Below are 24,855 nucleotides of genomic sequence, written 5' to 3'. Positions count from 1 at the left end.
CTGCGGGATCCACACGACGGCACGCGACAAATCGACAACACGAAGGACACGCGCGGTGAAGCAACTACGGCTCGGAGTGCTGGCCGGTCTCTTCGTCGCGGCCGGGGTGCTGTCCTGGGGCGGCGCCCGGCTCTGGGACTCGCTCGGCACGCTGCCGAGTGTGCCGCTGGCCGCGCCGATCGTGCTGGCGGTGATCGCGGTCGTCCTGACCGCGACGGCGCTCTCGCTCCGCGCCCGCCTGAGGGCCCAGCGCGAGCGGCGCCCCGACGCGAAGGGCGTGGAGCCGCTGATGGCGGCCCGCGCGGTGGTCTTCGGCCAGGCGAGCGCGCTGGTGGCGGCGCTGGTGAGCGGGATGTACGGCGGTACGGGCGTCTTCCTGCTGGCCTTCCTCGACGTTCCGGCCCGCCGGGACCAGGCGATCTATGCGGGCTTCTCGGTGGTGGCGGGGATCGCGGTGATCGCGGCGGCGTTCTTCCTGGAGCGAGTCTGCAAACTCCCGGAAGACGACGACGAGGGCACGGCCACGACGTCGGCCTGAGGGGCCCTGCGGTTCGGACGCCTGTGGCCCGGGGTCCTGTTTGGTGCGGGCGCGTGTGGTGCGGGCGCGTGTGGTGCGGGCGCGTGTGGCGCGGGGTCCTGCGTGGTGCGGGCGCGGGTGGCTCGGGCCTGTGGTGCGGGGTCCTGTTTGGTGCGGGTTCCGGGGCCCCTCCGGGCTCGACTCCTCGGGGTCGGCGGCATACAGGGTCCCGTTTTCGTGGGCCGGGTTTTGCCGCCAATCCCCTGCGGGGACGACCCTGCACGGCCCCTCCCCAGCGGAACGGGCACGGGGGTGGGCCAGCCCGTCCGGTGGCGGGCGCGTGTGGCCCGGGCCCGTAGCGCGGGGTCCTGTCCGGTGCGGGTTCCGGGGCCCCTCCGGGCTCGACTCCTCGGGGTCGGCGGCATACAGGGACCTGTCTTAGTGGGCCCGGTCCTGCCGCCAATCCCCTGCGGGGACGACCCTGCACGGCCCCTCCGCCAGCGGAACGGGAAATGGGTGTGGGCCAGCCCGTGGGGTGCGGGCATCGGAGGTCCTCGCCGAGCGGCGGACCCGGCGGCGCGAAGCCGCAGCGTGGTGGGGGACGTCGGCGGCGTCACCACGTCCCCCGGTACGGGAGTTGAGGCGCGGCTCAGCGCGCCATGATCAGACTCATCGCCTCATTGCGGGTCGCCGGGTGACGCAGCTGCCCGCGGACCGCCGAAGTGATCGTCTTGGCTCCGGGCTTACGCACCCCTCGCATGGTCATGCACATGTGCTCGCACTCGATGACCACGATCACACCGCGCGGCTCCAGGATCTCCATCAGCGAGTCGGCGATCTGCGTGGTCAGCCGCTCCTGCACCTGCGGCCGCCTGGCGAACACATCGACCAGCCTGGCCAGCTTCGACAGGCCGGTGATCTTGCCGTCGTTCGAGGGGATGTAGCCGACGTGTGCCACCCCGTGGAACGGCACCAGATGATGCTCGCAGGAGCTCATGACCTCGATGTCCTTCACCAGGACCATCTCGTCGTGCCCGAGGTCGAACGTGGTGGTGAGCACCTCTTCCGGCTTCTGCCACAGTCCGCCGAATATCTCCCTGTACGCGCGCGCCACACGGGCCGGAGTCTCCCGGAGGCCCTCACGGTCCGGGTCCTCCCCGACCGCGATGAGGAGCTCGCGTACGGCGTTCTCGGCCCGCTTCTCGTCGAACTCGCCGATCGTGCCTTCGCCGTCCAGCGTCACCGGGTCGGTCATCTGTGCCTCGTTCCTCTGCTTCACATGCGGGCATACGAGAATGCCGCGTCCCCCAGGCTAAAACCTGGGGGACGCGGCATTCATTCCGGGTCCTGTGCGACCGGAGCGCTGAACGGAATCAGCTCTCCGGACGCTCTTCCGGAACCACCTCGATGCCGGGGGTGGCCGGAGTGACATCCGTCGGGACCGTGCCGTTCGAGCCATTGGCGCCGTTGGTCAGCGCCAGCTCCCTCGGCGAGAGCACCGGCGGCCGCGTGGAGGGCGTACGCCGTGAGGAACCGGTCCACGCCGGACGGGCCGGGCGCTTCACGATCGTCGAGAAGACCTCGGCGATCTGCTCCTTGTTCAGCGTTTCCTTCTCCAGCAGCTGGAGGACCAGGTTGTCGAGAACGTCACGGTTCTCGACGAGGATCTCCCAGGCCTCGTTGTGCGCGGTCTCGATGAGCTTCTTGACCTCTTCGTCGACCAGCGCCGCGACCTCTTCCGAGTAGTCGCGCTGATGGCCCATCTCCCGGCCCAGGAAGGGCTCGGTGTTGTCGCCGCCGAACTTGATCGCACCGAGCCGCTCGGTCATGCCGTACTGCGTGACCATCGCACGGGCCGTGGCCGTGGCCTTCTCGATGTCGTTGGCCGCACCGGTGGTCGGGTCGTGGAAGACGAGCTCCTCGGCCGCGCGCCCGCCCAGCATGTATGCCAGCTGGTCGAGCATTTCGTTGCGCGTGGTGGAGTACTTGTCCTCGTCCGGCAGGACCATGGTGTAGCCGAGCGCCCGTCCACGGGACAGGATCGTGATCTTGTGGACCGGGTCGGAGTTCGGCGAAGCCGCCGCGACCAGGGCGTGACCGCCCTCGTGGTACGCGGTGATCTTCTTTTCCTTGTCCGACATGATCCGGGTCCGCTTCTGCGGGCCCGCCACGACGCGGTCGATCGCCTCGTCCAGGGAGTGGTTGTCGATCAGCTTCTTGTCGCTGCGCGCAGTGAGCAGCGCGGCTTCGTTCAGCACGTTCGACAGGTCCGCACCGGTGAAGCCGGGCGTACGACGGGCGACTGCACCCAGGTCGACGTCCGGGGCGACCGGCTTGCCCTTCTGGTGGACCTTGAGGATCTCCAGACGGCCCTGCATGTCCGGACGGTCGACGGCGATCTGCCGGTCGAACCGGCCCGGGCGCAGCAGCGCCGGGTCGAGAATGTCCGGCCGGTTGGTGGCGGCGATCAGGATCACGCCGCCCTTCACGTCGAAGCCGTCCATCTCGACGAGCAGCTGGTTCAGGGTCTGCTCGCGCTCGTCGTGGCCACCGCCGAGACCCGCACCGCGGTGCCGGCCGACGGCGTCGATCTCGTCGACGAAGACGATCGCCGGAGCGTTCGCCTTGGCCTGCTCGAAGAGGTCACGGACTCGGGAGGCACCGACACCGACGAACATCTCGACGAAGTCGGAACCGGAGATCGAGTAGAACGGGACGCCCGCCTCGCCCGCGACGGCGCGAGCGAGCAGCGTCTTGCCCGTACCGGGCGGGCCGTAGAGCAGCACGCCCTTCGGAATCTTGGCGCCGACCGCCTGGAACTTGGCCGGCTCCTGCAGGAACTCCTTGATCTCGTGGAGCTCCTCGACCGCCTCGTCGGTCCCCGCCACATCGGCGAAGGTCGTCTTCGGGGTGTCCTTGGTGATCAGCTTGGCCTTGGACTTCCCGAACTGCATGACGCGGGAGCCGCCGCCCTGCATCTGGTTCATCAGGAAGAGGAAGACCACGACGATCAGCACGAAGGGCAGCAGCGAGAGCAGCACCGATACGAAGGGGCTCTGCTTCGACGGCGAGACGGTGTAACCCTCCTCGATGTCGCCGGCCTCGTACTTCGTCTGCAGCTTCTCGGCCAGATCAGCACCCTGGGTGCCGATGTAACTGGCCTGAATCTTGTCGCTGCCCTTGACCTTCTGGCCGTCCTTGAGATCGACCTTGATGATCTGTTCGTCGCCAGTGGTCAGCTTGACCTGGTCGACCTGGTTCTTGTCGATCGCCTGGACGACCTCGCCGGTGTCCACCGTCTTGTAGCCGCCGGACGAGCCGACGACCTGCATCAACACGACCACGGCGAGGACGGCCAGCACGATCCACATGACCGGCCCACGGAAGTATCGCTTCACGTCCATCCATACGGAGCGAAAACGCCCCGTCCCTCCTGCCCGTAGGTAAATGCTGCTGTGAGAAAAGACTGTTCTTCGGACGGTACCCCAGCATCGTCACCGCGACCGCATGGTACGGCTGACAAACCCGCCTTCCCATGCTCCAACGGCGAGAAGGGGGCTGGGGTTCCCGTGGGAGTCAGCCGCCGTAGACGTGCGGGGCGAGCGTGCCGACGAAAGGCAGATTGCGGTACTTCTCCGCATAGTCCAGCCCATAGCCGACGACGAACTCGTTCGGGATGTCGAAGCCGATCCACTTCACGTCGATGGCGACCTTTGCGGCATCCGGCTTACGCAGCAGGGTGCAGACCTCGAGAGAGGCCGGCTCGCGCGAGCCGAGGTTCGACAGCAGCCAGGAGAGCGTGAGGCCGGAGTCGATGATGTCCTCGACGATCAGGACGTGCTTGCCCTTGATGTCGGTGTCCAGGTCCTTGAGGATCCGGACGACGCCCGAGGACTGGGTGCCCGCGCCGTACGACGACACCGCCATCCAGTCCATCGTGACGGGGGTGGCCAGCGAACGTGCCAGGTCCGCCATCACCATCACGGCGCCCTTGAGGACACCCACGATGAGCAGGTCCTTGCCCGCGTACTCTGCATCGATCTTCGCGGCCAGATCCGCCAGCTTGGCGTCGATCTCTTCCTTGGTGATGAGCACCGACTGAAGGTCGGTGCCCATGTCCTTCTCGTTCACCCGGGTCACTTTCGTTGTGCATTCGCTGCAGCTGCGTCAGCCTTGCCGAATGACCAGTCTGCCACCCTGCCGTCGCGCTTCGACGCGGCCGGGCAGATTGATGGCTCCCTGGCCGCGCCAGCTCGTGATCAGCCGGTCGACTTCCTCGACGTGCCGGGCGAAGAGAGAACCGGCGGGCGCACCGGCGTGGATGGCGGCCCTGCGCAGCACCCGGCGACGGACCGCCGGCGGCAGGGCGTAGAGCTTGGCGCACTCGAGCTGCCCGGCGTCGTCCCGTACGGAGGCGTCCGCGTCGGCGGCCCAGGTGTCCAGGGCGTCGGCGTCGTCGCGGGAGAGCTGGGCGGTACGGGCAAGGGCCTCGACGACGCCCTTGCCGAGGGCCTTCTCCAGGGCCGGCAGGCCTTCGTGGCGCAGCCGCGAGCGGGTGTAGGCCGGGTCGGCGTTGTGCGGGTCGTCCCAGACGGGCAGCGACTGGACCAGACAGGCCTTGCGTGCGGTCTGCCGGTCGAGCTGGAGGAACGGGCGGCGGTATCGGCCGGCCGCCCCCGAGACGGCCGCCATCCCGGACAGCGAGCGGATGCCGGAGCCGCGGGCCAGGCCGAGCAGGACGGTTTCCGCCTGGTCGTCGCGGGTGTGGCCGAGCAGGACGGCGATGGCGCCATGGCGCTCTGCGGCGTCGTCGAGGGCGGCGTAGCGGGCGTCACGGGCCGCGGCCTCGGGTCCGCCGCCGCGGCCGACCCGCACGCTGATGGCTTCGACCGGGTCGAGGTGCATCGCGGTGAGACGGGCGGCGACTTCGGTGGCGCGGAGATCGGATCCGTCCTGGAGGCCGTGGTCGACGGTGATGCCGCCGGCGCGGACGGAGAGCTTGCGGGCCTCGAAGGCGAGGGCGGAGGCGAGCGCCATGGAGTCGGCGCCGCCGGAGCACGCCACGAGGACGAGCGGCTGATCGCCCGCGGACCCGGGATGCATCGAGGAGGACGAGGGGGTCAGGGGGAACGCAGAGGCCGAGGAGGACGCGCAGGCCGCGGCGGCGTGCGCGGGGGCCGCGTGGCCCACGGAGCGCGCGACGCGGTCGGAGTGTTCGGTGAGTACGTCGTGGAGTACGCGGCGGACCGCCAGGCGTATCGCCGCGACCGCAGGATGGGGACCCATGTCCGGTGCCCTTCGTGAAAAGTTGGGGGGTGCCTCGGTCGGAGTCGGAACGGAGGATCAGTCACTCGATCGCTCAGTCACGCAGAGTGCGTCGATGGTGACAGAACCGAGCCGTTCCCCGAGCATTGCACGCCTACCCATTGCCTACGGTCCCTCGGATGGGTGAATGCGGGGGCGTTCTCCTGCCGTCGGCTGCCGCCCGCTCACGACTCTGCTTTACGGTGCACCCTCGCGACCCAGTCCGCCGGTTTGGCGATCTCCGCCTTGGTGGGGAGGGTGTTGGGGGACGTCCAGACCCGGTTGAATCCATCCATACCGACCTCCTCGACCACGGCACGTACAAACCGCTCGCCGTCGCGGTACTGCCGCAGCTTGGCGTCGAGCCCCAGAAGCTTGCGCAGCGCCTGGTCCAGGCGGCTCGCACCGCGGGCCCTGCGCTGCTGGAACTTCTCCCTGATCTCGGCGACGGACGGCACGACATCGGGTCCGACGCCGTCCATCACGTAGTCCGCATGGCCTTCCAGCAGCGACATCACGGCGGTCAGCCGGCCGAGGATCTCCCGCTGGGCGGGGGTCTGCACCAGCTCGACGATGGAACGGCCCTCCTCGGCCTCCTCGCCCTCGGGGCGGGCGCCGGCGAGCGACTGCGCGGCTTCCCTGAGCCGCTCCAGAACGGTCATCGGGTCGACCTCGGTCTGCCCGAGGAATGACTGGATCTCGCCCTCGAGATGGTCACGCAGCCACGGCACACCGGTGAACTGCGTGCGGTGGGTCTCCTCGTGCAGACAGACCCAGAGCCTGAAGTCGTGCGGGTCGACTTCGAGCTCCCGCTCGACATGGACGATGTTGGGGGCCACCAGCAGCAGCCGTCCGCCGCCACCGCCCGAATCGGAGGGGTCTCCGGCGGGCAGCTCACGGGTGGCGGGGGCGAAGGTCTCGTACTGCCCGAGGACCCGCGAGGCCAGGAACGACAGCAGCATGCCCAGCTCGACGCCGGTCACCTTGCCGCCGACCGCGCCGAGCACGGCGCCGCCGGGGCTGCCCGAGCGACGCTCCTGCATTTTGTCCAGGAGCGGCTTGAGCAGTTCGCGGAAGCCCGCGACATTCGCCCTGACCCAGCCGGCCCGGTCCACGACCAGGACCGGGGTGTCCTTCGGTTGGGAGCCTTCCGGAATCATCCGGGTGAAGGCGCGGACATGTTCCTCGGAGGCCTTGGCATGCCGTCGCAGCTCGGCGACGACGGCACGCGCCTCGTCCCGGCTCACGTCGGGGCCCGGCCGCACGAAGCGGGTCGCGGTCGCCAAAGCGAGGTTCCAGTCGACCATCTCGGCACCACCGATGCTCGTCATGCGTCAACCGTACGTGGTCGGATCCGACAGCGGTGAGGTGTTGGGACCGGCCGGTTCGTCCCGTACGCCCCGTCGGCCCGGTACGTCACGCCCTGCCTGGCCTGCGTGTGACGCCCTGCCTGGCCTGTACGTCACGCCCTGCCTGGCCTGTGCGTGCTGCCCCGCCCGCCCGGTCGTCACGACGCCAGCGCGGCGGCCAGCCGGTCGAGGGCGGGCTGGGCGGCCTCGCGGGACGGGGTGTTCCCGGCCAGGAAGGCGAAGGCGAGCAGGCGTCCGTCGGAGGCGACGACCGTGCCTGCCAGGGTGTTGACGCCACTGAGGGTGCCGGTCTTGGCGCGGATCAGGCCGGTGCCGGGCGACGTCGAGGAGTAACGGTTCTCCAGAGTGCCGCTGAAGCCCGCCACCGGCAGACCTGTCACCACGGAACGCAGTTCGGGACGGTCCGGATCGGCGGCGAGGGCCAGCAGTTCGGTCAGCAGACGCGCGGAGAGCCTGTCCTCACGGCTGAGGCCGCTGCCGTCCGCGAAGCGGGCTCCGGTCAACGGGAGCTTCAGGTCCTCGAGTTGCCTGGTGACGGCGCGCTCGGCGCCCGCGAAGCTCGCCTCCTCGCCCGTCGCGAGCGCCGTCTGGCGGGCGAGGGATTCGGCAATGTCGTTGTCACTGGTGGTCAGCGTCCGCTCGACCAGGGCCGACAGCGGGCGGGAGAACACCTTGGCGACGGGGGTGGCTCCGTCGGCCGGACGGCCCGGGGCCGGGGCGGCGGAGGTGTCGACGCCACGCTCGGTCAGCAGCCGCTCGAAAGCGCCGGCCGCGTCACGGGCCGGGTCGCCGGTACGCCGGGTGGCGCCCGTGGCCGTGCCCTTGAGCCGCCCCTGGCCCACCATCAGCGGGCTGACCGGGGCGATGTTGTCGTTGTCGCGGCCGATGGGGTGCTGCCAGGGGCCCTTGTAGAGCGAACTGTCGTACGTGAGGCGGACGGTGGCCGTCCCGCGGTCCCGCAGGGCCCGCGCCGTCCGGTCGGCGAGCGTGGCCAGACGGGCCTTGTCGAGGGTGGCATCGCCGCCGCCGACCAGGGTGAGCTGCTTGCCGTCCTTGGAGGCGACGACGGTGGTGGGGATGCGGTGGTCCGGGCCGAGCGCCGAGAGCGCCGCGACCGAGGTGGCGATCTTGATCGTCGAGGCCGGGGTCATGACGTCCTCGGCCGCCTTCCCGTACAGCCGATCGCCCGTCGCGACATCGATGACGGAGGCCGTACGGACCGAGCCGAGGCCGGGGTCGCCGAGGAGCGGAGCGAGCATCTTGGCGAGGTCGCCCGGCGCGGTGGGCCGGGCATCGCCCTTGGTGGTCATCGCATCGCCCAGCCCGGCGAGCACTCCGGGGGCGCTGGGCGCGGGTGCGGGGCGCTTTCGCGCGGGTGCCTGGTGATGTGCGCCACCCGCGTCGCTCCGAGCCGCCGCCCACTCCTTCTCGGCCTTACGCTGACCGGAGTCCCATGGACCCGCCGCGGCCACGGCCCCGGCAGCGAGGGCGAGGCCGACCACGGCGGCGCCCGTGGTGAGCTGCCACGTCCTGACCTCTGGCACCTCGCACCAGCCCCTTTCGCGATCACACATCTGCGTGAGGGACACTTAACCACCCGAAGTATGTGTTGATCATGGAGGAGCCACCCGTGGAGTTCGACGTCACCATCGAGATCCCGAAGGGTTCGCGGAACAAGTACGAGGTGGACCACGAGACCGGTCGGATCCGCCTTGACCGTCGACTCTTCACCTCGACCAGCTACCCGGCCGACTACGGCTTTGTCGAGAACACCCTCGGCGAGGACGGCGACCCGCTGGACGCGCTGGTCATCCTTGACGAGCCGACCTTCCCCGGATGCCTGATCAAGTGCCGCGCCATCGGCATGTTCCGGATGACGGACGAGGCGGGCGGCGACGACAAGCTGCTGTGTGTTCCGGCCTCCGACCCGCGTGTGGAGCACCTGCGCGACATTCACCATGTCTCGGAGTTCGACCGCCTGGAGATCCAGCACTTCTTCGAGGTCTACAAGGACCTGGAGCCCGGCAAGTCCGTCGAGGGCGCCAACTGGGTTGGCCGCACCGAGGCCGAGGCCGAGATCGAGGCCTCCTACAAGCGCCTCGAGGCGCAGGGCGGCGCGCACTGATCCGCCGCTGAGGAGTCTGTAAGGGCGGCGCACCTTCGGGGTGCGCCGCCCTTCGCACGTCCCGGACCCGGACCGGACCCGGCCCCGGCCCGGCCCGGACCGATGGCCGGAAGCCGCAGGCCGGCGCAGCGGCGCGTCGCACCTCACGCATGAGCACGTCATACCTGGCTAGGAGACGGGCGGGGCACCCACGGGGTACCCCGCCCGCCGTGCGGAGAGCCCCATGTCCGTGCCCATACTGGGCTGACACGGCGACACACAAGAGGGAGCGAGGATCGCGAAGTGGTGGCGGAGCCGGAGGGTCCGGAGGACCGGAAGCCTCAGTCCGACGAGGCGCGCAGCGCCTTCACCTCACCGTCCGGTGTGGGACAGCCGGATGTGTCCGAGGAGGATCACCCGTCCTCGGAGTTCGCGGTTCCGGCGGGGATGGCGACCGAAGCGCCGGCCGAGCCGGAGGGGTCCGCGTTCGCCCCGCCCCGCACCTACACCGCCAAGACCTCGCCGCCCGCCTTCACCCCCGCCCACGGCATCCCCGTGGTCCGGCTCACCAGGGACGCGCCCTGGCAGGACCGGATGCGGGCGATGCTGCGGATGCCGGTCGGTGAGCGGCCGCTGCCGGAGACGGTGCAGCGGCAGGAAGAGGCCGGTCCCGCCGTGCCCCGCGTGCTGGACCTGACGCTGCGTATCGGCGAGCTGCTGCTCGCGGGCGGCGAGGGCGCCGAGGACGTCGAGGCGGCGATGTTCGCCATCTCGCGTTCGTACGGCCTCGACCGCTGCGAGCCGACCGTCACGTTCACCCTGCTGTCGATCACTTATCAGCCGTCGCTCGTCGACGACCCGGTGACGGCGAACCGGACCGTACGGCGCCGGGGCACCGACTACACCCGCCTGGCCGCGGTCTACCGGCTGGTCCACGACATCAGCACGGAGGCGGAGGATTCCGACGTCTCGCTGGAGGAGGCCTACCGGCGGCTGGCGGAGATCCGCCGTAACCGGCACCCCTACCCGGGCTGGGTGCTCACCGCGGCGAGCGGGTTGCTGGCCGGTTCGGCGTCCGTGCTGGTCGGTGGCGATCTGCTGGTGTTCCTCGCGGCGGCGATCAGCGCGATGCTCGGCGACCGGCTGGCCTGGCTGTGCGCGGGGCGCGGGCTGCCGGAGTTCTATCAGTTCGTCGCCGCCGCCATGCCGTCTGCCGCGATGGGGGTGGCCCTGACGGCGACGCCCCTGGACGTACGCGCCTCCGCGGTGATCACTGGTGGACTGTTCGCGCTGATCCCGGGGCGAGCCCTGGTCGCCGGCGTGCAGGACGGTCTGACCGGCTTCTACATCACCGCGGCCGCCCGCCTGCTGGAGGTCGGCTATCTCGTCGTGGGCATCGTCGTCGGCGTGCTGATGGTGCTGTATCTGGGCGTCGCGCTGGATGCGGGCCTCAACCCGGAGACGGCCATCCACAGCGTGGAGCGGCCGTGGATCCAGACGCTGGCGGCGATGGGGCTGTCGCTGTGTTTCGCCGTACTGCTCCAGCAGGAGCGCAACACGGTGCTGCTGGCATCGCTCAACGGCGGGGTGGCCTGGGTGGTGTACGGGGCTCTCGCGGACACCGCGGAGGTCTCGCCCGTCGCCGCGACGGCTGCCGCCGCCGGTCTGGTGGGCCTGTTCGGGCAGATGCTCTCGCGCTACCGGTTCGCGTCCGCGCTGCCGTACGTCACCGCCGCGATCGGCCCGCTGCTGCCCGGTAGCGCGACGTACTTCGGACTGCTCGAGATCGCCAGGAACGATCTGAACGCGGGCCTCGCCTCGCTGTCCAAGGCGGCCGCCCTGGCGCTGGCCATCGCGATCGGGGTGAACCTGGGAGGCGAGATCTCCCGGCTGTTCCTCAGGGTGCCGGGCGCCGAGGGCCCGTCCGAACGCCGCGCGGCCAAGCGGACCCGCGGCTTCTAGCGGCGTACGGCCTCCGGGGGCGGGGGCGGGGGCCGGCACACGGCGTGCGAGTACGCGTACGGGCCCGGGGTTTCTGCCCCCGGGCCCGTAGCCGTTCTCAGCGCTTGGCGTGGCGGCCGCGCGCGGCCGTCGGGCCGTCGACGACCGGTCCGGCCGCCGCCTCCTTCTTGTTCTTGGAGCGGGCCCGCAGGAACTCGATCGCGATCGGGAGCACCGAGAGCAGCACGATCAGGATCAGGATCGCTTCGATGTGCTTGTGGACGAACTCGACCTTGCCGAGGGCGGCACCGAGCAGCGTGACGCCCGCACCCCAGAGCGTGCCGCCGATGATGTTGAAGGTGATGAACGAGCGGTAGTTCATCCGGCTCACACCGGCGATGATCGGCGTGAACGTACGGATGATCGGCACGAAGCGGGCAAGGACCAGCGACTTGGGGCCGTACTTCTCGAAGAATTCGTGCGCCTTCTCGACGTTCTCCTGCTTGAAGAGTTTGGAGTCGGGGCGCTTGAAGAGGGACGGGCCGACCTTGCGGCCGAAGAGATAGCCGACCTGGTCACCGACGACCGCGGCGAGCACGATCAGCGTGCACACCGCCCACAGCGGGAGGTCGTCCAGCTTCCCCGTCGTCACCAGCAGACCGGTGGTGAACAGCAGCGAGTCGCCCGGCAGGAAGAAGCCGATGAGCAGGCCGGATTCGGCGAAGACAATGACCAGGACACCGATCAGCCCGAAGGTCGCAATCAGATAGTCCGGGTCCAGCCAGCTCGGTCCGAGCGCAAGGGTAGTCACGAGGTCCGGGCTCCAGAGTCGATAGTCGGTCGATCGTCGATCGGCGTGGTCGGCCGCCCAAAGCTATCAACGCATCGGGGCGACGCCACGTTCCACCGGCCTGCCCAGGATGCACTGTGCTCGGACTGGGACAAAGCTGTGGGTCAGAAGCCTCGGGACAGCAACAGGAAGGTGGACGCACATGGGCATCGAGGATTACGGCGGCGGACAGGGCACAAGCTCCGATGTGCTGGTCGTCACCACGAACGATGTTCCCGGATTTCGGGTGGAGCAGGTGATCGGTGAGGTCTTCGGCCTCACCGTGCGCTCACGGCACCTGGGCAGCCAGATCGGCGCGGGTCTCAAATCGATGATCGGCGGCGAGCTGAAGGGCCTGACGAAGACCCTGGTGGAGACCCGCAACCAGGCGATGGCGCGGCTGGTCGAGCAGGCGAGGGCGCGCGGCGCGAACGCGGTGCTGATGTTCCGCTTCGATGTGTCGGAGGCGGCAGACGTGGGGACAGAGGTCTGTGCCTACGGCACGGCGGTGATCCTGACCCGGACCTGAGGTGAGACCGAGCCCGGGCCAGGACGCTCAGCTGTTGCGCACCGCGTTGGCGAGGATCGCGGCGTGCAGATACTCGGCCATGCCGGGCTTGATGTCCTCGTAGAACTGCCGGAAACGGTCGTCCGCGACGTACATCTCCGCGAGACAGGTGTGGATCTCGTAGGTGCAGTCGTAGTAGAGGCGGCAGATCTGCTGCCGCGCCTCCTCCGCGAGGTCCATCGCCGCCTCGCCCGCAGCCGGCGCGCCGGAGTCCATGAGGGCCACGAAGCGGGCGCCCCACTCCTCCTGCTCCTGCTTGATCCGGAGCCAGTCCTCCTTGGTGTACGACGCCGTCCTGCGCTGCGACTCGGCGTAGGCGTCGGTGCCGCCCCAGCGCTGCTCGGCCTCCTCCGCGTACTGCTCCGGGTCCCTGTCCCCGAAGACCTCGAACCTCTCCTCGGGCGTGAGGTTGATGCCCATCTTCTTCGCCTCCATGGCTTGTTCGACGGCGGCGGCCATCTCCTGCAGCTTGGTGATCCGGGCGGTCAGCAGCCCGTGCTGCCGGCGCAGATGCTCCTGCGGGTCAGCTCTTCCGGTGGCCTGGTCGTCGAGCAGGGCCGCGACCTCGTCGAGCGGGAAGCCGAGCTCCCGGTAGAACAGAATCTGCTGCAGCCGGTCGAGGTCGGCGTCGTCGTAACGCCGATGGCCCGCATGGCTGCGTCCGCCCGGGGAGAGCAGTCCGATCTCGTCGTAGTGATGCAGCGTGCGCACCGTCACCCGGGCGAACCCGGCGACCTGTCCCACGGAGTAGCTCATCGCCTTCCGCTCCTTCGTTTCTCGGTACGCACCTCAGCCTGAGTCCTTACGCCACGTGAGGTGCAAGCCCGACGAGCCGATGGTCCACTTTGTCCATATGGTCACGGTTGAAGTGCCTCCGAGGCCTCCGAGAGCTGAGAAGGGCGGCAGAGCGAGCAATGCCACTCCACCAGGGCGCAACAGACTCCTCCGACCAGGAGGAAGAGCGGGAAGCGCGCAGACTCTCCCTCAATCCCTTCTACGGGGAGGCCGACCCGGTCAGCGGAATGACCCAGGCCCCGCCCAAGCACCAGCTGCCCGACGGCCCGCTGCCACCCTCCACGGCGTACCAACTGGTCCACGACGAGCTGATGCTCGACGGGAACTCCCGGCTCAACCTCGCCACCTTCGTCACCACCTGGATGGAGCCTCAGGCCAGGACCCTGATGGCGGAGTGCCGGGACAAGAACATGATCGACAAGGATGAGTACCCCCGCACGGCCGAGCTGGAGCGGCGGTGCGTGGCGATGCTCGCCAACCTCTGGAACGCCCCCGACCCCGCCGCCACGGTCGGCTGCTCGACCACCGGCTCCAGCGAGGCCTGCATGCTCGCCGGGATGGCGCTGAAGCACCGCTGGGCGAAGCGCAACACCGGCCGCTATCCCGCCAACGCCCGGCCCAATCTCGTGATGGGCGTCAACGTCCAGGTCTGCTGGGACAAGTTCTGCACGTTCTGGGAGGTCGAGCCGCGGCTGGTGCCGATGGAGGGCAACCGCTTCCATCTCGACCCGCAGGCCGCGGCCGATCTCTGCGACGAGAACACCATCGGGGTGGTGGCCGTGCTCGGCTCGACCTTCGACGGGTCGTACGAGCCGGTCGCCGAGGTCTGCGCGGCGCTGGACTCCCTCCAGGAGCGCACGGGCCTCGACATCCCCGTCCATGTCGACGGGGCCTCCGGCGCGATGTTCGCGCCGTTCGTCGACGAGGATCTGGTCTGGGACTTCCGGCTGCCCCGAGTCAGCTCGATCAACACCTCCGGCCACAAATACGGCCTGGTGTATCCCGGGGTCGGCTGGGCCCTGTGGCGCTCGCCCGCCGAGCTGCCCGAGGAGCTGGTCTTCAAGGTCAACTATCTGGGCGGCGATATGCCCACCTTCGCCCTCAACTTCTCCCGGCCCGGCGCGCAGGTCGTCGCCCAGTACTACACGTTCCTGCGGCTGGGCAGGGCGGGCTTCCGGGCTGTCCAGCAGACGACCCGGGACGTGGCCCTCGCGCTCGCGGAACGGATCGAGGCGCTGGGTGACTTCCAACTCCTCACGCGGGGCGATCAGTTGCCCGTGTTCGCCCTCACCACCGCGCCCGACGTGAAGAGCTTCGATGTCTTCGACGTCTCGCGGCGGCTGCGCGAGCACGGCTGGCTCGTGCCGGCGTACACCTTCCCGGCGAACCGCGAGGATCTCTCCGTACTCCGCGTGGTCTGCCGCAACGGCTTCTCCGCCGATCTGGCCGAGCTGCTGCTGGAGGACCTCCAACGGCTGCTGCCGGAACTGCGCCGTCAGCCGCACCCCTTGAGCTCGGACACGGCGGCGGCGACGGCCTTCCACCACTGACCTCAGCCCGCCGACGATCCCCGCCGCCCCCTGAACGAACCACCGCGCAAGCAATTGCATGAAGCGCGGCGTGAACGACTGCATGAAGCGCGGCGTGAACGACTGCATGAAGCGCGGCGTGAACGACTGCATGAACTCCCCCCGGGGTCCGCGATGAACAGCTCTGCCCCTGTTACACCGCCAACCCCGCGAAGGTTCCGCTCAGCGGCCCACCACTTCCGGCGGCTCAGTGATCGAGCCGCCGGAACCGCCCCACCGCCAGCGGGAAGAACACCGCGATCAGTTCGCCCGCCCGCGCACCCGCCCGCCGCGCGCCCAGGTGGTACAGCCGCCCGAACATCCATGTCCTGCCGGCCGCCGAGCCTCTCGTCGACCGCCGCGTGCCGGCCGAGCAGCCCGATCCGGCGCCGTACCTCGCCGGCCTCGGTCCGTACGTCGTGACCGGCGACGCGCACCACGCCCTCGTCGTGCCGCAGCAGCGTCGCCATGACGCGTACGGCGGTTGTCTCGCCCGCACCGTTGGGCCCGAGCACCCCGTACACCGTGCCGCGCGCCACCACCAGGTCCAGCCCGTCCAGCGCCCGCTCCTCCCCGTACCGCTTCCGCACGCCCTCGATGACGATCGCGTCCGTCATACGTCTCCTCCAGCACCCTCAAGACAGGTAGTCAAACTTGACTACGAGCCCGAAGGCAACTCGGGATCCGCGATTGGTCAAACTTGATTAGTGCCGATCGCCCTCATGCCGGACACCCGTCGCGTACGGATTCTCTTCGCCGTCCGCGAGGACGCCGACGAAGCCGTCACCCTCCCCCGAGAAGGTGTACGCACCGCGCTCGATCCGCTCGATCAGGCCGAGCGTCCACTCCGCCCCGCGGTCCGCCGAGTGCACCCACAGGTTCATGATCTCGCCGATGTGCCCCAGCGACTCGGGCCCCTCCTCCGGCGTGTAGTACTCGGTGACCGAGGTCCGCCACTCCTCCAGGGCGCGCACCCGCTCCTTCAGCAGCGCCACGGCCTCCTCCCGCTTGAGGTCGACGATGAAGCCGATGCCGGCCGAGAGCATGTCCATCTTCTGGTCGTGGACGGTCAGGGACTCACGCAGCAGCCCGAAGTACTCCTCGACACCCTTCTCGGTGATCTCGTACTCGGTACGCGGCGGCCCGCCGGCCGTCGAGGGCGCGATCTCATGTGCGTGCAGCAGTCCCTGCTTCGCCATCTGCTTCAGTGCGTGATAGATCGACCCGGGCTTGGCGTTCGACCACTCATGGGCGCCCCAGTACTCCAGGTCATTGCGGACCTGGTAGCCGTGCGCCCGCCCGTGCTGGCGTACGGCTCCGAGGACCAGCAACCGGATCGCAGACATCCGCGTACCTCGTTCTCCTGTTCGCAGGCTTCTGACAATGCGCCGCACAACCACTGCCCACTGTCGCTTCTATTCAACTTTGACTAGAGTAGCTGGCATGGCCGAGAAGACGATTCCGATCCTGCCGTGCCAGACCCTCCAGCCGGTGCTCGACTTCTACACCGCGCTCGGCTTCGAGGTGACCTTCCAGCAGAAGAGCCCCAATCCGTACGCCGTCGTGGAGCGTGGCGGCATCGAGCTGCAGTTCTTCGGCATGAAGCAGTACGACCCCGCAGCATCGCTCAGCACCTGCTACGTCCTCACCGATGACGTCGACTCGCTGTACGAGTCCTTCCGGACCGGTCTGAAGGCAGCGTACGGAAAGATCCCGACCCGCGGTCTGCCGCGGATCGGGCCGCTCAAGGACATGAGCTACGGGGTGCGCCAGTTCCTGATGACGGACCCCGGCGGCAACTGCATTCGCGTTGGCAAACAGACCAGTGAGGACCAGCACCACCGGCCGGCCCCCAAGGAGACCTTCGCCCGCGCCCTGCACATGGCGACGCTGTTCGCCGACTCCAAGCAGGACCTGGCGGGCGCCGCGAAGATCCTGGACCGGGCGCTCGGCCTGGAGGACGAGCGGCCCACCCCCGCACAGCTCGTCCGTCTCCTCGAGCTGCGGGCGGACATAGCCGACCGGCTCTACGACGACGAGACTGCGGCCCGTCTGCGGGAACGGGCCGCCGCAGTCGAGAGCACCGACCACGTCACCGACGAGGGCGAGGGCCGGGGCGAGGGCGAGGGCCGGGGCGGCCAGGGCAAGAGCCCGGGCCAATTGATGGCCTAGTGCTGTGACCGGGAATTCACCGGGGCTCGGCCGGGCTAGCCTGGCCCGCATGGAGGAGTTCAACGGGGTGGAAGTCGTCGCGTTCCCGGATGCGGCGGCCTTTGAGGACTGGCTGGCCGAGCATCACACCCGTCGCGAGGGCGTGTGGGTCAAAGTGGCGAAGAAGGCGTCGGGGATCGCGTCGGTCACAGACGGCGAACTGGTCGACGTGGGGCTGTGCTGGGGCTGGATCTCCGGGCAGCGTCGGGGCTTGGACGACCGGTATTACCTGCAGAAGTACGGGCCACGGCGACCGAGAAGCATGTGGTCGCGGGTGAATGTCGAGAAGGTCGCGGCGCTGGCAGTGGCGGGCCGGATGCGAGAGCCCGGCCTCGCCGAGGTCCAACGGGCCCAGGAGGACGGCCGCTGGGACCGCGCGTACGCCTCGCAAGCGACAGCTGTTGTCCCGGACGACCTTGCGGCGGCGCTCGCCGCGGACCCGGCGGCGCGTGCGGCGTTCGACGCGCTCGACCGGACCGCCCGCTACCTCGTGATGCTCCCGCTGCTCCAGGCCGCGACGCCGGAGACTCGGCAGACGCGGCTGGAGCGGGCGGTACGGGACCTGGCGGAGGGGCGGCAGGCGGGCGAAGGGTGATCTCGCAGCACTAGCCCCAGCTGCCGCCCTGCTCCTCGGCGACCAGGTCGAAGGCGCCCTTGCCGTCCAGCGACTCGCGGATGATGTCCGCGTGGCCCGCGTGCCGGCCGATCTCCTCCACCAGGTGCAGCAGCAGCCAGCGCATCGACACCGCGCCGTCCTTGGGGAACCAGGGCGCCTCGGGCAGCGGGAAGGTGTCGTCGAGACTGGGCACCGAGCCGATGAACTCCTCGGTCTCCTTGGCGACCTTCTCCCAGAAGGCCAGTATCCCGGGAATGCTCTCGTCCCCGACGAGACGGAAGCTGTCCGGCCAGGTCTCCTCGTTGCGCTCCTTCTCGTTCGGCTGCTGCTGCGCCATCCGCAGCCAGTTGAGCTCCGTCTCCGCGACATGCTTGAGCAGTCCGGAGAGCGAGAGCTCACTGGCGCTCGGCCGGCTCGCCGCCTGCTCCTCGGTCAGTCCGAGGACCGAGCGGCGGACGGCGCCGCGCTGCGCCTCGACGAACGAGAGAAGCGCGCCGCGCTCGTCGCCCTGGGCCTCTGCGGGAACGTGAGTGACCATGATGTCCGCCTTCCGGAGCCGTTCTGACACCACTCAAGCTACGGCCCCTTGCGGACAGGTTCTGTCCGCAAGGGGCCGTGGCCGAGAAGATCCCAGAAAGGGGCAGAAGAATCGAAAGCGGACCGGAAGAGGGGGGATCGGAAGGGGATCGGCAGGCGTCAGAAGGGGAACTGCGAGCGACCGTGCTGCACCGAGATCCACTTCTGGGTGGTGAACGCCTCGATCATCGACTCGCCGTTCAGCCGCCCGCTGCCGGAGTGCTTCTCGCCGCCGAACGGGACGATCGGCTCGTCGTGGACGGTGCTGTCATTGATGTGGATCATGCCGGTGTTGATCCGCTGGGCGAGCCGCACACCGCGCTCGATATCACCGGTGTGCACGGCGCCACTCAGGCCGTACGGAGTGTCGTTGGCGATCCGTACCGCCTCGTCCTCCCCGTCGAAGGGCACGATGATCGCGACCGGGCCGAAGACCTCCTGCTGCAGGACCGGCGAGTCGGCCGCGAGGTCCGTCAGTACCGACGGAGAGAGCACATTGCCCTCGGCGCTGCCGCGCAGCAGCGCCTTCGCACCGGCCTCGACGGTCTGCTCGACCAGCGCCGAAACGGCGTCGGCCTGCGTGGAGTTGATGAGCGGACCGATGTGCGTCCGCGGGTCCGCGGGGTCGCCCACCTTGAGAGTCTTCACCTTGGCGACGAACTTCTCCGTGAACTCCTTCTCCACCGAACGGTCCACCAGCACGCGGTTCGCGGCCATGCAGACCTGGCCCTGGTGGACGAAGCGGCTGAAGACCGCCGCATCCACGGCGTAGTCGATGTCGGCGTCGTCCAGCACGATCAGCGCGCTGTTGCCGCCCAGTTCGAGGATGGCCCGCTTGAAGTTCGCCGCACAGACGGTGGCGACGTGCTTGCCGACCTTGTCGGAGCCGGTGAACGAGATCGCCCTGGGAACCGGGTGCTCGATGAGGGCGTCGCCTATCTCGGCTATGTCGGTGATCACGACATTCAGCAGTCCGGCGGGCAGACCGGCCTCCTCGAACACCTTGGCCACCAGGGATCCGCCGCAGATCGGAGTGTTCTGGTGCGGCTTGAGGACCACGGCGTTGCCGAGGGCCAGCGCCGGCGCGACCGACTTGATCGAGAGCAGGAAGGGGAAGTTGAAGGGGCTGATGACGCCCACGACACCCACGGGCAGGCGGTAGACGCGGTTCTCCTTGCCGTCGACCGGCGAGGGGAGGATCCGGCCCTCGGGCCGCAGCGCCAGCTGCACGGCCTCGCGCAGGAACTCCTTGGCGAGATGCAGCTCGAAGGCGGCCTTCAGATGGGTGCCGCCCAGCTCCGCGATGATCGTCTCGGTGATCTCCTGCTCGCGATCCTCGATGATCCGCAGGGCGCGCTCGAAGACCAGCCGGCGGGCGTACGGATTGGTCGCGGCCCAGCCCGTCTGCGCGCGCTCGGCGGCGCGGTAGGCCTGGTCCACCTCCGCCGCCGTGGCCACCGTGATCGACGCCAGCTTCTCCCCGTCGTACGGATTGAAATCGATGATGTCCCAGGAGCCGCTGCCGGGCCTCCACTCGCCATCGATGTACTGGTGGGCCAGCTCGGTGAAGAAGGACATGTGATCCGATTCCTTATCGCAGAGGACTGCAGAAGCAGATGCCTGATGTCACGTCATCGTACTTGTGTTTCAGGTGAGTTGGAGGAGACCACGGAGAAGGTCCCGGCTCTCGGCGGGATCCGGACTGTCCTCCTGGAGCCGCTCCATCACCCGCTCGTACTGGGCGACTTCCTCACGCTTGTCGAGGTACAGGGCGCTGGTGAGCTGCTCCAGATAGACGATGTCGGAGAGGTCGGACTCGGGGAAGCGCAGCATGGTGAAGGCGCCGCTCTCGCCCGCGTGCCCGCCGAAGCTGAACGGCATCACCTGGAGGGTGATGTTCGGCTGCTCGGAGATCTCGATGAGATGTTTCAACTGGCCCTGCATCACGTCACGGTCGCCGTACGGACGGCGCAGCGCGGCCTCGTCGAGCACGGCGTGGAAGCGCGGCGCGCGCTCGGAGACGAGGACCTTCTGGCGCTCGAGGCGGAGCGCGACCCTGCGGTCGATCTCGGCGCGGGGGGCGTCGGGGATGCCGCGGGTGACGACGGCGTGGGCGTACGACTCCGTCTGCAACAGGCCGTGCACGAACTGCACTTCGTAGATCCGGATCAGCGAGGCGGCGCCCTCGAGGCCGATATATGTCTGGAACCAGCCGGGCAGCACATCGCCGAAGCTGTGCCACCAGCCCGCGACGTTCGCCTCCTTGGCGAGGCCGAGCAGCGATTCGCGCTCCGCTTCGTCGGCGACTCCGTAGAGCGTGAGCAGATCCTCCACGTCCCTCGCCTTGAAGCTCACCCGTCCCAACTCCATGCGGCTGATCTTGGATTCTGAAGCGCGGATCGAGTATCCGGCCGCCTCCCGGGTGATGCCGCGTGATTCCCGCAGCCGCCTCAGCTGCGAGCCCAACAGGATGCGCCGCACCACGGAACCGCTCGACTCGCCTGCGGTCACGACTCCAGCCCTCCCCATCGCTTCGTCTGTCGCTTCGTCACTCGCTCATTCTGTGTGCCTCACGGCGTCCCCCCGAACCCCGAGAGCCGGATTCTGCCACCAAAACGCTTCAGCCCGTACTCATTCGATTACGGAAAGGAGAAGACCCGGCGGAGACCGGTGAAACAGCTTGGGGGAAGAAATGAGCAGGAACCGGCACGGGGGTGGACAGGACGGGCGCGTGCACGTGCATCTGCCCTTGCATCTGCCGTACGCATTCGGAACCATGGTCCTCGCGCACCTGCGTGCTCGTTCGTGTTGTAGCGTCACAGCCGCGATTCCTGGGAGTGCCTCGCATGGGGACGAATGGATCGACCATGCTCGAGCCGTTACGGCAGGGGCTTCCCCCCATCGATCCCGCGACGGTCTCCAGCTCCGCCTCGTGCGCTCTGCCTGCCCGCTATGAAGCGGTGCGCGGGGCACGGCACTTCACCAAGGCGACGCTCGGCCAGTGGGAACTGAGCGAGCGTTTCGACGATGTCGCGCTGGTCGTCTCCGAACTCGTCACCAACGCGCTGCGGCACGCCCTGCCCACGGACTCCGGGCGGGAGCCGCGGGAGGCCCAGGATCCGCCCGTACGGCTGCACTTGATGCGCTGGACGAGCCGGCTGGTGTGCGCGGTGCGCGACCCCAGCCACGACGGTCCCGCGACCCGCGAGTCCGAGGAGGACTTCTCCGCGGAGTCGGGGCGGGGTCTGTTCCTGGTGGACTCCTTCAGCGACAGCTGGGGCTGGCACCCGCTCGCCGGGTCGCTGCACGGCAAGGTCGTGTGGGCGCTGTTCCGCCTGGGTTAGGCGGGTGGCGTTCGGATCGGGCTGCCCGGCAGGATCCGAACACCGCCCCCCAGGCTCACCGCGGCCGGGCCCGTGCTGCGGTGAGCCCCGGCCGCGGCGGGTCCGCACTACGGCGTGCCCGCCACCAGATGATCGAACTCGCCGTCCTTGACGCCCAGAAGCAGCGCCTCTATCTCGGCGGGCGTATAGACGAGGGCCGGGCCGTCGGGGTGCCGCGAATTGCGCATCGCCACCTCCCCGCCAGGCAGTTTGGCGAACTCCACACAGGAACCCTGGGAGTTGCTGTGCCTGCTCTTCTGCCAGACGACCCCGTGAAGCTCTGTGGCCGCCATGCCGTTGTACGCGTCGTACACAGATAGCTCCCGGGGTACAAGATGCAGGGGTCAACTGTCCCGGATCATAGCTCTGTTCATATGCCAATGCATGAGCGGCTGCACGGCCAGATGCACGTGCACGCGGGGTGCCCCTTCGGTTACAGCTTCCCCAGGGGCTTCCCCGGGGGGCTCCCCCGTCCCCCGTTCACCTGGAGAGACACATTCCGCGTTCACTGGGAGAGACGTATTCCGCGCCCTTCCGGCTCCCCTCTCCCCGAAATAGCCCTGCGCAGGCTCTCAGCGGGCGGAGGAGGAGTACGGCAGCAGCGCCATCTCCCTGGCGTTCCTGATCGCGCGCGCCAGCTGCCGCTGCTGCTGGGCACTCACCCGGGTCACCCGGCGGCTGCGTATCCTGCCGCGGTCCGAGAGGAACGTCCGCAGCAGATCGGTGTCCTTGTAGTCGACATAGGAGACGCCCGCGCGATCCAGCGGGTTGACCCGGGACGTGACGGGCCTTGCGGTCTTGCGCGGGTCGGAGCGACGGGGGGACATCAGACCTCCAGGAGAGAGTCGAAGGCGGGCGGCAGCCGCTTCCAGGCCTCGCGGCCCGCGGCGTACTCGGCATCGGTCAACAGGCAGGATTCGAGCAGCTGGGCCAGACCGCCGCGGTCCAGGCCCGGCGAGGTGAAGACCAGGTGCTGGCAGCAGTCCCCGTGCTCGGGGTGCCAGTCCAGCGCGGCCGCCGCCCTGCGGACCGGCGGCACCATCTCCCAGGCGGCGTCCGGCAGCGAGGCGAGCCACGGGCCCGCGCTCTCCACACAGAGCGCGCCGCCCGCGGCGTCCCAGGCCAGCAGGGTGTCCGGCCGGTCGGCAAGCCAGAAGCGCCCACGGCTGCGGGCCGCTGCGCAGGTCAGATCCTCCAGCGCCCGGTAGAGCCGCTCGGGATGGAACGGGCGGTCGCGGTGCCAGACATACGTGCCGACTCCGCAGTCGTCCGCGTCCTGCGGCAGCAGCGCACAGGCCGGATGCTGCGCGGCCGCGGCCGCCTCCACGTCGAAGCCGGCCAACGCCGCGATGCCCAGCTCGGGCCCCTCGACGGCGACCCGGCGGGCGGTCGGGTGCAGCTGGGCCAGCAGCGCGCGGTCCTCGTCGTCGGCCTCCTCGCTGTCGACGACGGCGAGCACGGGCGCGTACTCCAGCTGGCGCGCCCAGGTGTCGGCGATCGTGCGCCGGTCGGTGGCGGCGGCCGCGAGTCCGGCGTCCATCAGGTCGTCGCCGTTGCCGAGGCAGGACAGCAGGAGTGCCGGGTCGACGGCGGTCATCACCGCGGTCACGGCGAGGCGCTCGCCGCCGTGCGCCGCGACGACCTCGGCCATCGCCTTGGGCTCGACCGAGTCCCAGAGTTCGACGACCGCGAGCCGGGTCAGCCCGCCGTCCGCGAGCCGCTCGAGCTCCGGCACCAGGTCCTCGCTCAGGGCGCAGCAGGCGCAGTCGTTGACCAGCGGCGCGTCACCGGTGGAGAGCGTTCCGGTGGCGTCGCGCACGGTGCGGACGACCGTGCCCTGTACGGCGGTGGCGAGGTCATGGTGGAGCGCGACGCTGCCGGGGACGGTTTCGAGCAGCCGGGCCACGGCGGCCTTGCGGGCGTCCGAGTGCAGCCCGCCGACGATGGCGACGGGCAGGACGGGCCGGCTCACCGCCCGCCGCCGTAACGCCGCTCGAAGCGCTCCACGCGGCCGGCCGTGTCGAGCACACGCGCGGTCCCTGTGCAGAAGGGGTGGCTCACGGAGGAGATCTCGACGTCGATGACGGGGTAGGTGTTGCCGTCCTCCCACTCGACGGTCTTCTCGCTGGTCGCGGTCGAGCGGGTGAGGAAGGCGAAGTCGGCCGCCTTGTCACGGAAGACGACGGGGCGGTACGCGGGGTGGATTCCTGGCTTCATGGTCTGGGGTCTCCTCGGCGGGTCAGCGCTCTTCGCGGAAGTCGACGTGCCGGCCGACGACCGGGTCGTACTTGCGCAGCGTCATGCGGTCGGGGTTGTTGCGGCGGTTCTTGCGGGTCACGTAGGTGAAGCCGGTGCCCGCGGTGGAGCGGAGCTTGATGACCGGGCGGAGTTCGTTGCGTGCCATGGCGCTACACTAAATGGAAACGATTTCCATTACCAAATGGGATGCCGTCAACGAGAGGCGAATCACCTGTGTCCGCGCACTGCCAGCTGACCGGGGCCCAGCCGGGCTTCGGCAACCACATCTCCCACTCGCACCGGCGTACGTCGCGCCGCTTCGACCCCAACATCCAGCGCAAGCGCTACTGGCTGCCGAGCGAGGGCCGCCATGTCCGGCTCACACTCAGCGCCCGCGCGATCAAGACCGTCGACACGATCGGGATCGAGGCCGCCGTGGCCCGGATCCGCGCCCGGGGAGTGAGGGTCTGATGGCGAAGAAGAGCAAGGTCGCCCGCAATGAGCGGCGCAAGGCGATCGTGGAGCGGTACGCGACGCGACGGGCGGAGTTGAAGGAGATCATCCGCCGGCCCGGCACCAGCGAGGACGAACGACTGTCCGCACAGAGCGAGTTGCGGCGACAGCCTCGTGACGCGAGCCCGACACGGGTACGGAACCGGGACAGTGTGGACGGCCGGCCGCGCGGCCATCTGCGGAAGTTCGGCCTGTCCCGGGTGCGGCTGCGGGAGCAGGCCCACGCCGGATTCCTCCCGGGCGTACGCAAGTCCTCCTGGTAGCCGGGCTCGGGGGCCGCGGACCCTGTCACCGGGCCGCGGCCCCCGCGGCCGGGACCTCG

At 69.3% G+C, this 24,855-nt stretch carries 27 protein-coding genes and 1 pseudogene; 10 read left to right on the top strand and 18 right to left on the bottom strand.

Annotated elements, in window-relative coordinates; translation table 11 throughout:
- Positions 1-55 precede the first annotated feature (55 nt).
- Positions 56-538, top strand: a complete 483-nt coding sequence (locus tag OG883_RS00690; protein WP_266533442.1) for a DUF3180 domain-containing protein — start codon at positions 56-58, stop codon at positions 536-538.
- A 628-nt stretch (positions 539-1,166) separates the two neighbouring features.
- On the opposite strand, the gene folE is transcribed toward OG883_RS00690, so the two are convergent.
- The 6 genes from folE to dacB all read right to left on the bottom strand — a co-directional run bounded on the left by folE (position 1,167) and on the right by dacB (position 8,735).
- Positions 1,167-1,772: a GTP cyclohydrolase I FolE gene (gene folE / locus OG883_RS00685; protein ID WP_266533440.1), complete on the bottom strand. Its 606-nt coding sequence runs from the start codon at positions 1,770-1,772 to the stop codon at positions 1,167-1,169.
- A gap of 118 nt (positions 1,773-1,890) precedes the next feature.
- Positions 1,891-3,921, bottom strand: coding sequence for an ATP-dependent zinc metalloprotease FtsH (gene ftsH / locus OG883_RS00680; protein WP_266533438.1), 2,031 nt, complete (start codon positions 3,919-3,921; stop codon positions 1,891-1,893).
- Between the two features lie 172 nt (positions 3,922-4,093).
- Positions 4,094-4,633, bottom strand: a complete 540-nt coding sequence (gene hpt, locus OG883_RS00675) for a hypoxanthine phosphoribosyltransferase (RefSeq protein ID WP_266541131.1) — start codon at positions 4,631-4,633, stop codon at positions 4,094-4,096.
- Between the two features lie 51 nt (positions 4,634-4,684).
- Entirely contained in the window at positions 4,685-5,803 is a 1,119-nt protein-coding gene (gene tilS, locus OG883_RS00670; RefSeq protein WP_266533435.1) for a tRNA lysidine(34) synthetase TilS, read from the bottom strand.
- 203 nt (positions 5,804-6,006) lie between these two features.
- The gene (locus OG883_RS00665; RefSeq protein WP_266533424.1) at positions 6,007-7,152 is read right to left on the bottom strand and encodes a zinc-dependent metalloprotease; all 1,146 of its coding nucleotides are present in this window, start codon (positions 7,150-7,152) and stop codon (positions 6,007-6,009) included.
- A 176-nt stretch (positions 7,153-7,328) separates the two neighbouring features.
- Positions 7,329-8,735 carry a D-alanyl-D-alanine carboxypeptidase/D-alanyl-D-alanine-endopeptidase gene (dacB, locus tag OG883_RS00660; protein WP_266533421.1) on the bottom strand — a complete coding sequence of 469 codons (1,407 nt, stop codon included), beginning with the start codon at positions 8,733-8,735 and terminating at the stop codon, positions 7,329-7,331.
- A gap of 86 nt (positions 8,736-8,821) precedes the next feature.
- Here dacB and OG883_RS00655 point away from each other — a divergent pair, with 86 nt between their 5' ends.
- Together OG883_RS00655 and OG883_RS00650 are read left to right on the top strand one after the other, a co-directional pair.
- Entirely contained in the window at positions 8,822-9,316 is a 495-nt protein-coding gene (locus OG883_RS00655) for an inorganic diphosphatase (protein ID WP_108151010.1), read from the top strand.
- A 282-nt stretch (positions 9,317-9,598) separates the two neighbouring features.
- On the top strand, positions 9,599-11,257 hold the full coding sequence (locus OG883_RS00650) for a threonine/serine exporter ThrE family protein (RefSeq protein WP_266533419.1): 1,659 nt from the start codon (positions 9,599-9,601) through the stop codon (positions 11,255-11,257).
- 97 nt (positions 11,258-11,354) lie between these two features.
- Here the strand turns inward: OG883_RS00650 and OG883_RS00645 are convergent, their stop codons facing one another.
- A complete protein-coding gene (locus OG883_RS00645; RefSeq protein ID WP_266533417.1) occupies positions 11,355-12,047 on the bottom strand; it encodes a DedA family protein in 693 nt (230 codons plus the stop codon).
- A 181-nt stretch (positions 12,048-12,228) separates the two neighbouring features.
- On the opposite strand from OG883_RS00645, the gene OG883_RS00640 reads away from it, so the two are divergent.
- A complete protein-coding gene (locus tag OG883_RS00640) occupies positions 12,229-12,594 on the top strand; it encodes a YbjQ family protein (RefSeq protein WP_266533414.1) in 366 nt (121 codons plus the stop codon).
- Positions 12,595-12,621: 27 nt separating this feature from the next.
- Here the strand turns inward: OG883_RS00640 and OG883_RS00635 are convergent, their stop codons facing one another.
- Positions 12,622-13,389 carry a MerR family transcriptional regulator gene (locus tag OG883_RS00635; RefSeq protein WP_266533411.1) on the bottom strand — a complete coding sequence of 256 codons (768 nt, stop codon included), beginning with the start codon at positions 13,387-13,389 and terminating at the stop codon, positions 12,622-12,624.
- Between the two features lie 158 nt (positions 13,390-13,547).
- Between OG883_RS00635 and OG883_RS00630 the strand changes: the two genes are divergently transcribed.
- Positions 13,548-14,978 carry a glutamate decarboxylase gene (locus tag OG883_RS00630; RefSeq protein ID WP_266533408.1) on the top strand — a complete coding sequence of 477 codons (1,431 nt, stop codon included), beginning with the start codon at positions 13,548-13,550 and terminating at the stop codon, positions 14,976-14,978.
- A gap of 277 nt (positions 14,979-15,255) precedes the next feature.
- On the opposite strand, the pseudogene OG883_RS00625 reads toward OG883_RS00630, so the two are convergent.
- Together OG883_RS00625 and OG883_RS00620 are read right to left on the bottom strand one after the other, a co-directional pair.
- Positions 15,256-15,613: pseudogene (locus tag OG883_RS00625) on the bottom strand (ATP-binding cassette domain-containing protein); the annotation flags it as partial.
- 87 nt (positions 15,614-15,700) lie between these two features.
- Positions 15,701-16,342 carry a PadR family transcriptional regulator gene (locus OG883_RS00620; protein ID WP_266533405.1) on the bottom strand — a complete coding sequence of 214 codons (642 nt, stop codon included), beginning with the start codon at positions 16,340-16,342 and terminating at the stop codon, positions 15,701-15,703.
- Between the two features lie 97 nt (positions 16,343-16,439).
- On the opposite strand from OG883_RS00620, the gene OG883_RS00615 reads away from it, so the two are divergent.
- Both OG883_RS00615 and OG883_RS00610 read left to right on the top strand, forming a co-directional pair.
- Positions 16,440-17,168 carry a VOC family protein gene (locus OG883_RS00615; protein ID WP_266533402.1) on the top strand — a complete coding sequence of 243 codons (729 nt, stop codon included), beginning with the start codon at positions 16,440-16,442 and terminating at the stop codon, positions 17,166-17,168.
- 49 nt (positions 17,169-17,217) lie between these two features.
- Positions 17,218-17,802: a YdeI family protein gene (locus OG883_RS00610; protein WP_266533399.1), complete on the top strand. Its 585-nt coding sequence runs from the start codon at positions 17,218-17,220 to the stop codon at positions 17,800-17,802.
- Between the two features lie 10 nt (positions 17,803-17,812).
- Here OG883_RS00610 and OG883_RS00605 read toward each other — a convergent pair whose 3' ends face one another.
- The 3 genes from OG883_RS00605 to OG883_RS00595 all read right to left on the bottom strand — a co-directional run bounded on the left by OG883_RS00605 (position 17,813) and on the right by OG883_RS00595 (position 20,910).
- Entirely contained in the window at positions 17,813-18,361 is a 549-nt protein-coding gene (locus OG883_RS00605) for a DinB family protein (RefSeq protein WP_266533396.1), read from the bottom strand.
- Between the two features lie 158 nt (positions 18,362-18,519).
- Entirely contained in the window at positions 18,520-19,977 is a 1,458-nt protein-coding gene (locus tag OG883_RS00600; protein ID WP_266533394.1) for an aldehyde dehydrogenase family protein, read from the bottom strand.
- Positions 19,978-20,046: 69 nt separating this feature from the next.
- The gene (locus OG883_RS00595; RefSeq protein ID WP_266533391.1) at positions 20,047-20,910 is read right to left on the bottom strand and encodes a helix-turn-helix transcriptional regulator; all 864 of its coding nucleotides are present in this window, start codon (positions 20,908-20,910) and stop codon (positions 20,047-20,049) included.
- 335 nt (positions 20,911-21,245) lie between these two features.
- Here OG883_RS00595 and OG883_RS00590 point away from each other — a divergent pair, with 335 nt between their 5' ends.
- Entirely contained in the window at positions 21,246-21,743 is a 498-nt protein-coding gene (locus tag OG883_RS00590; protein WP_266533389.1) for an ATP-binding protein, read from the top strand.
- 107 nt (positions 21,744-21,850) lie between these two features.
- Here OG883_RS00590 and OG883_RS00585 read toward each other — a convergent pair whose 3' ends face one another.
- From OG883_RS00585 to rpmG, 5 genes are all read right to left on the bottom strand, one after another.
- Complete coding sequence (locus OG883_RS00585; RefSeq protein ID WP_266533385.1) at positions 21,851-22,096, bottom strand: DUF397 domain-containing protein; 246 nt, start codon at positions 22,094-22,096, stop codon at positions 21,851-21,853.
- A 258-nt stretch (positions 22,097-22,354) separates the two neighbouring features.
- The gene (gene rpsR, locus OG883_RS00580) at positions 22,355-22,609 is read right to left on the bottom strand and encodes a 30S ribosomal protein S18 (protein ID WP_266533382.1); all 255 of its coding nucleotides are present in this window, start codon (positions 22,607-22,609) and stop codon (positions 22,355-22,357) included.
- Positions 22,609-23,754, bottom strand: coding sequence for a GTP-binding protein (locus OG883_RS00575; RefSeq protein WP_266533379.1), 1,146 nt, complete (start codon positions 23,752-23,754; stop codon positions 22,609-22,611). Before OG883_RS00575 ends, rpsR begins: the two co-directional genes overlap by 1 nt.
- Positions 23,751-23,999, bottom strand: coding sequence for a type B 50S ribosomal protein L31 (locus tag OG883_RS00570; RefSeq protein WP_266533376.1), 249 nt, complete (start codon positions 23,997-23,999; stop codon positions 23,751-23,753). The genes OG883_RS00575 and OG883_RS00570 overlap by 4 nt, the downstream gene beginning before the upstream one ends.
- Positions 24,000-24,021: 22 nt before the next feature.
- Complete coding sequence (gene rpmG / locus OG883_RS00565) at positions 24,022-24,186, bottom strand: 50S ribosomal protein L33 (protein WP_266533373.1); 165 nt, start codon at positions 24,184-24,186, stop codon at positions 24,022-24,024.
- Between the two features lie 68 nt (positions 24,187-24,254).
- Between rpmG and rpmB the strand changes: the two genes are divergently transcribed.
- Together rpmB and rpsN are read left to right on the top strand one after the other, a co-directional pair.
- Positions 24,255-24,491: a 50S ribosomal protein L28 gene (gene rpmB, locus OG883_RS00560; RefSeq protein WP_266533371.1), complete on the top strand. Its 237-nt coding sequence runs from the start codon at positions 24,255-24,257 to the stop codon at positions 24,489-24,491.
- Entirely contained in the window at positions 24,491-24,796 is a 306-nt protein-coding gene (gene rpsN / locus OG883_RS00555; protein ID WP_266533368.1) for a 30S ribosomal protein S14, read from the top strand. The genes rpmB and rpsN overlap by 1 nt, the downstream gene beginning before the upstream one ends.
- The last annotated feature ends 59 nt before the right edge of the window (positions 24,797-24,855 follow it).

The organism is Streptomyces sp. NBC_01142 (assembly GCF_026341125.1).
GTDB lineage: Bacteria > Actinomycetota > Actinomycetes > Streptomycetales > Streptomycetaceae > Streptomyces.
Note: the sequence above shows the minus strand (reverse complement) of the source record. Positions and strands in the feature narration are given on the sequence as shown.

What these genes read in the sequence shown, in the direction of transcription:
- OG883_RS00615 (WP_266533402.1), top strand. Translation starts at nt 16,440, where the DNA reads ATGGCCGAGAAGACGATTCCGATCCTGCCGTGCCAGACCCTCCAGCCG.
- rpsR (WP_266533382.1), bottom strand. Translation starts at nt 22,609, where the DNA reads ATGTCCCCCCGTCGCTCCGACCCGCGCAAGACCGCAAGGCCCGTCACG.
- OG883_RS00640 (WP_266533414.1), top strand. Translation starts at nt 12,229, where the DNA reads ATGGGCATCGAGGATTACGGCGGCGGACAGGGCACAAGCTCCGATGTG.
- tilS (WP_266533435.1), bottom strand. Translation starts at nt 5,803, where the DNA reads ATGGGTCCCCATCCTGCGGTCGCGGCGATACGCCTGGCGGTCCGCCGC.
- OG883_RS00605 (WP_266533396.1), bottom strand. Translation starts at nt 18,361, where the DNA reads ATGGTCACTCACGTTCCCGCAGAGGCCCAGGGCGACGAGCGCGGCGCG.
- hpt (WP_266541131.1), bottom strand. Translation starts at nt 4,633, where the DNA reads ATGGGCACCGACCTTCAGTCGGTGCTCATCACCAAGGAAGAGATCGAC.
- OG883_RS00570 (WP_266533376.1), bottom strand. Translation starts at nt 23,999, where the DNA reads ATGAAGCCAGGAATCCACCCCGCGTACCGCCCCGTCGTCTTCCGTGAC.
- rpsN (WP_266533368.1), top strand. Translation starts at nt 24,491, where the DNA reads ATGGCGAAGAAGAGCAAGGTCGCCCGCAATGAGCGGCGCAAGGCGATC.
- OG883_RS00630 (WP_266533408.1), top strand. Translation starts at nt 13,548, where the DNA reads ATGCCACTCCACCAGGGCGCAACAGACTCCTCCGACCAGGAGGAAGAG.
- OG883_RS00600 (WP_266533394.1), bottom strand. Translation starts at nt 19,977, where the DNA reads ATGTCCTTCTTCACCGAGCTGGCCCACCAGTACATCGATGGCGAGTGG.
- OG883_RS00610 (WP_266533399.1), top strand. Translation starts at nt 17,218, where the DNA reads ATGGAGGAGTTCAACGGGGTGGAAGTCGTCGCGTTCCCGGATGCGGCG.
- OG883_RS00665 (WP_266533424.1), bottom strand. Translation starts at nt 7,152, where the DNA reads ATGACGAGCATCGGTGGTGCCGAGATGGTCGACTGGAACCTCGCTTTG.
- ftsH (WP_266533438.1), bottom strand. Translation starts at nt 3,921, where the DNA reads ATGGACGTGAAGCGATACTTCCGTGGGCCGGTCATGTGGATCGTGCTG.
- OG883_RS00620 (WP_266533405.1), bottom strand. Translation starts at nt 16,342, where the DNA reads ATGTCTGCGATCCGGTTGCTGGTCCTCGGAGCCGTACGCCAGCACGGG.
- OG883_RS00590 (WP_266533389.1), top strand. Translation starts at nt 21,246, where the DNA reads ATGGGGACGAATGGATCGACCATGCTCGAGCCGTTACGGCAGGGGCTT.
- OG883_RS00635 (WP_266533411.1), bottom strand. Translation starts at nt 13,389, where the DNA reads ATGAGCTACTCCGTGGGACAGGTCGCCGGGTTCGCCCGGGTGACGGTG.
- folE (WP_266533440.1), bottom strand. Translation starts at nt 1,772, where the DNA reads ATGACCGACCCGGTGACGCTGGACGGCGAAGGCACGATCGGCGAGTTC.
- rpmG (WP_266533373.1), bottom strand. Translation starts at nt 24,186, where the DNA reads ATGGCACGCAACGAACTCCGCCCGGTCATCAAGCTCCGCTCCACCGCG.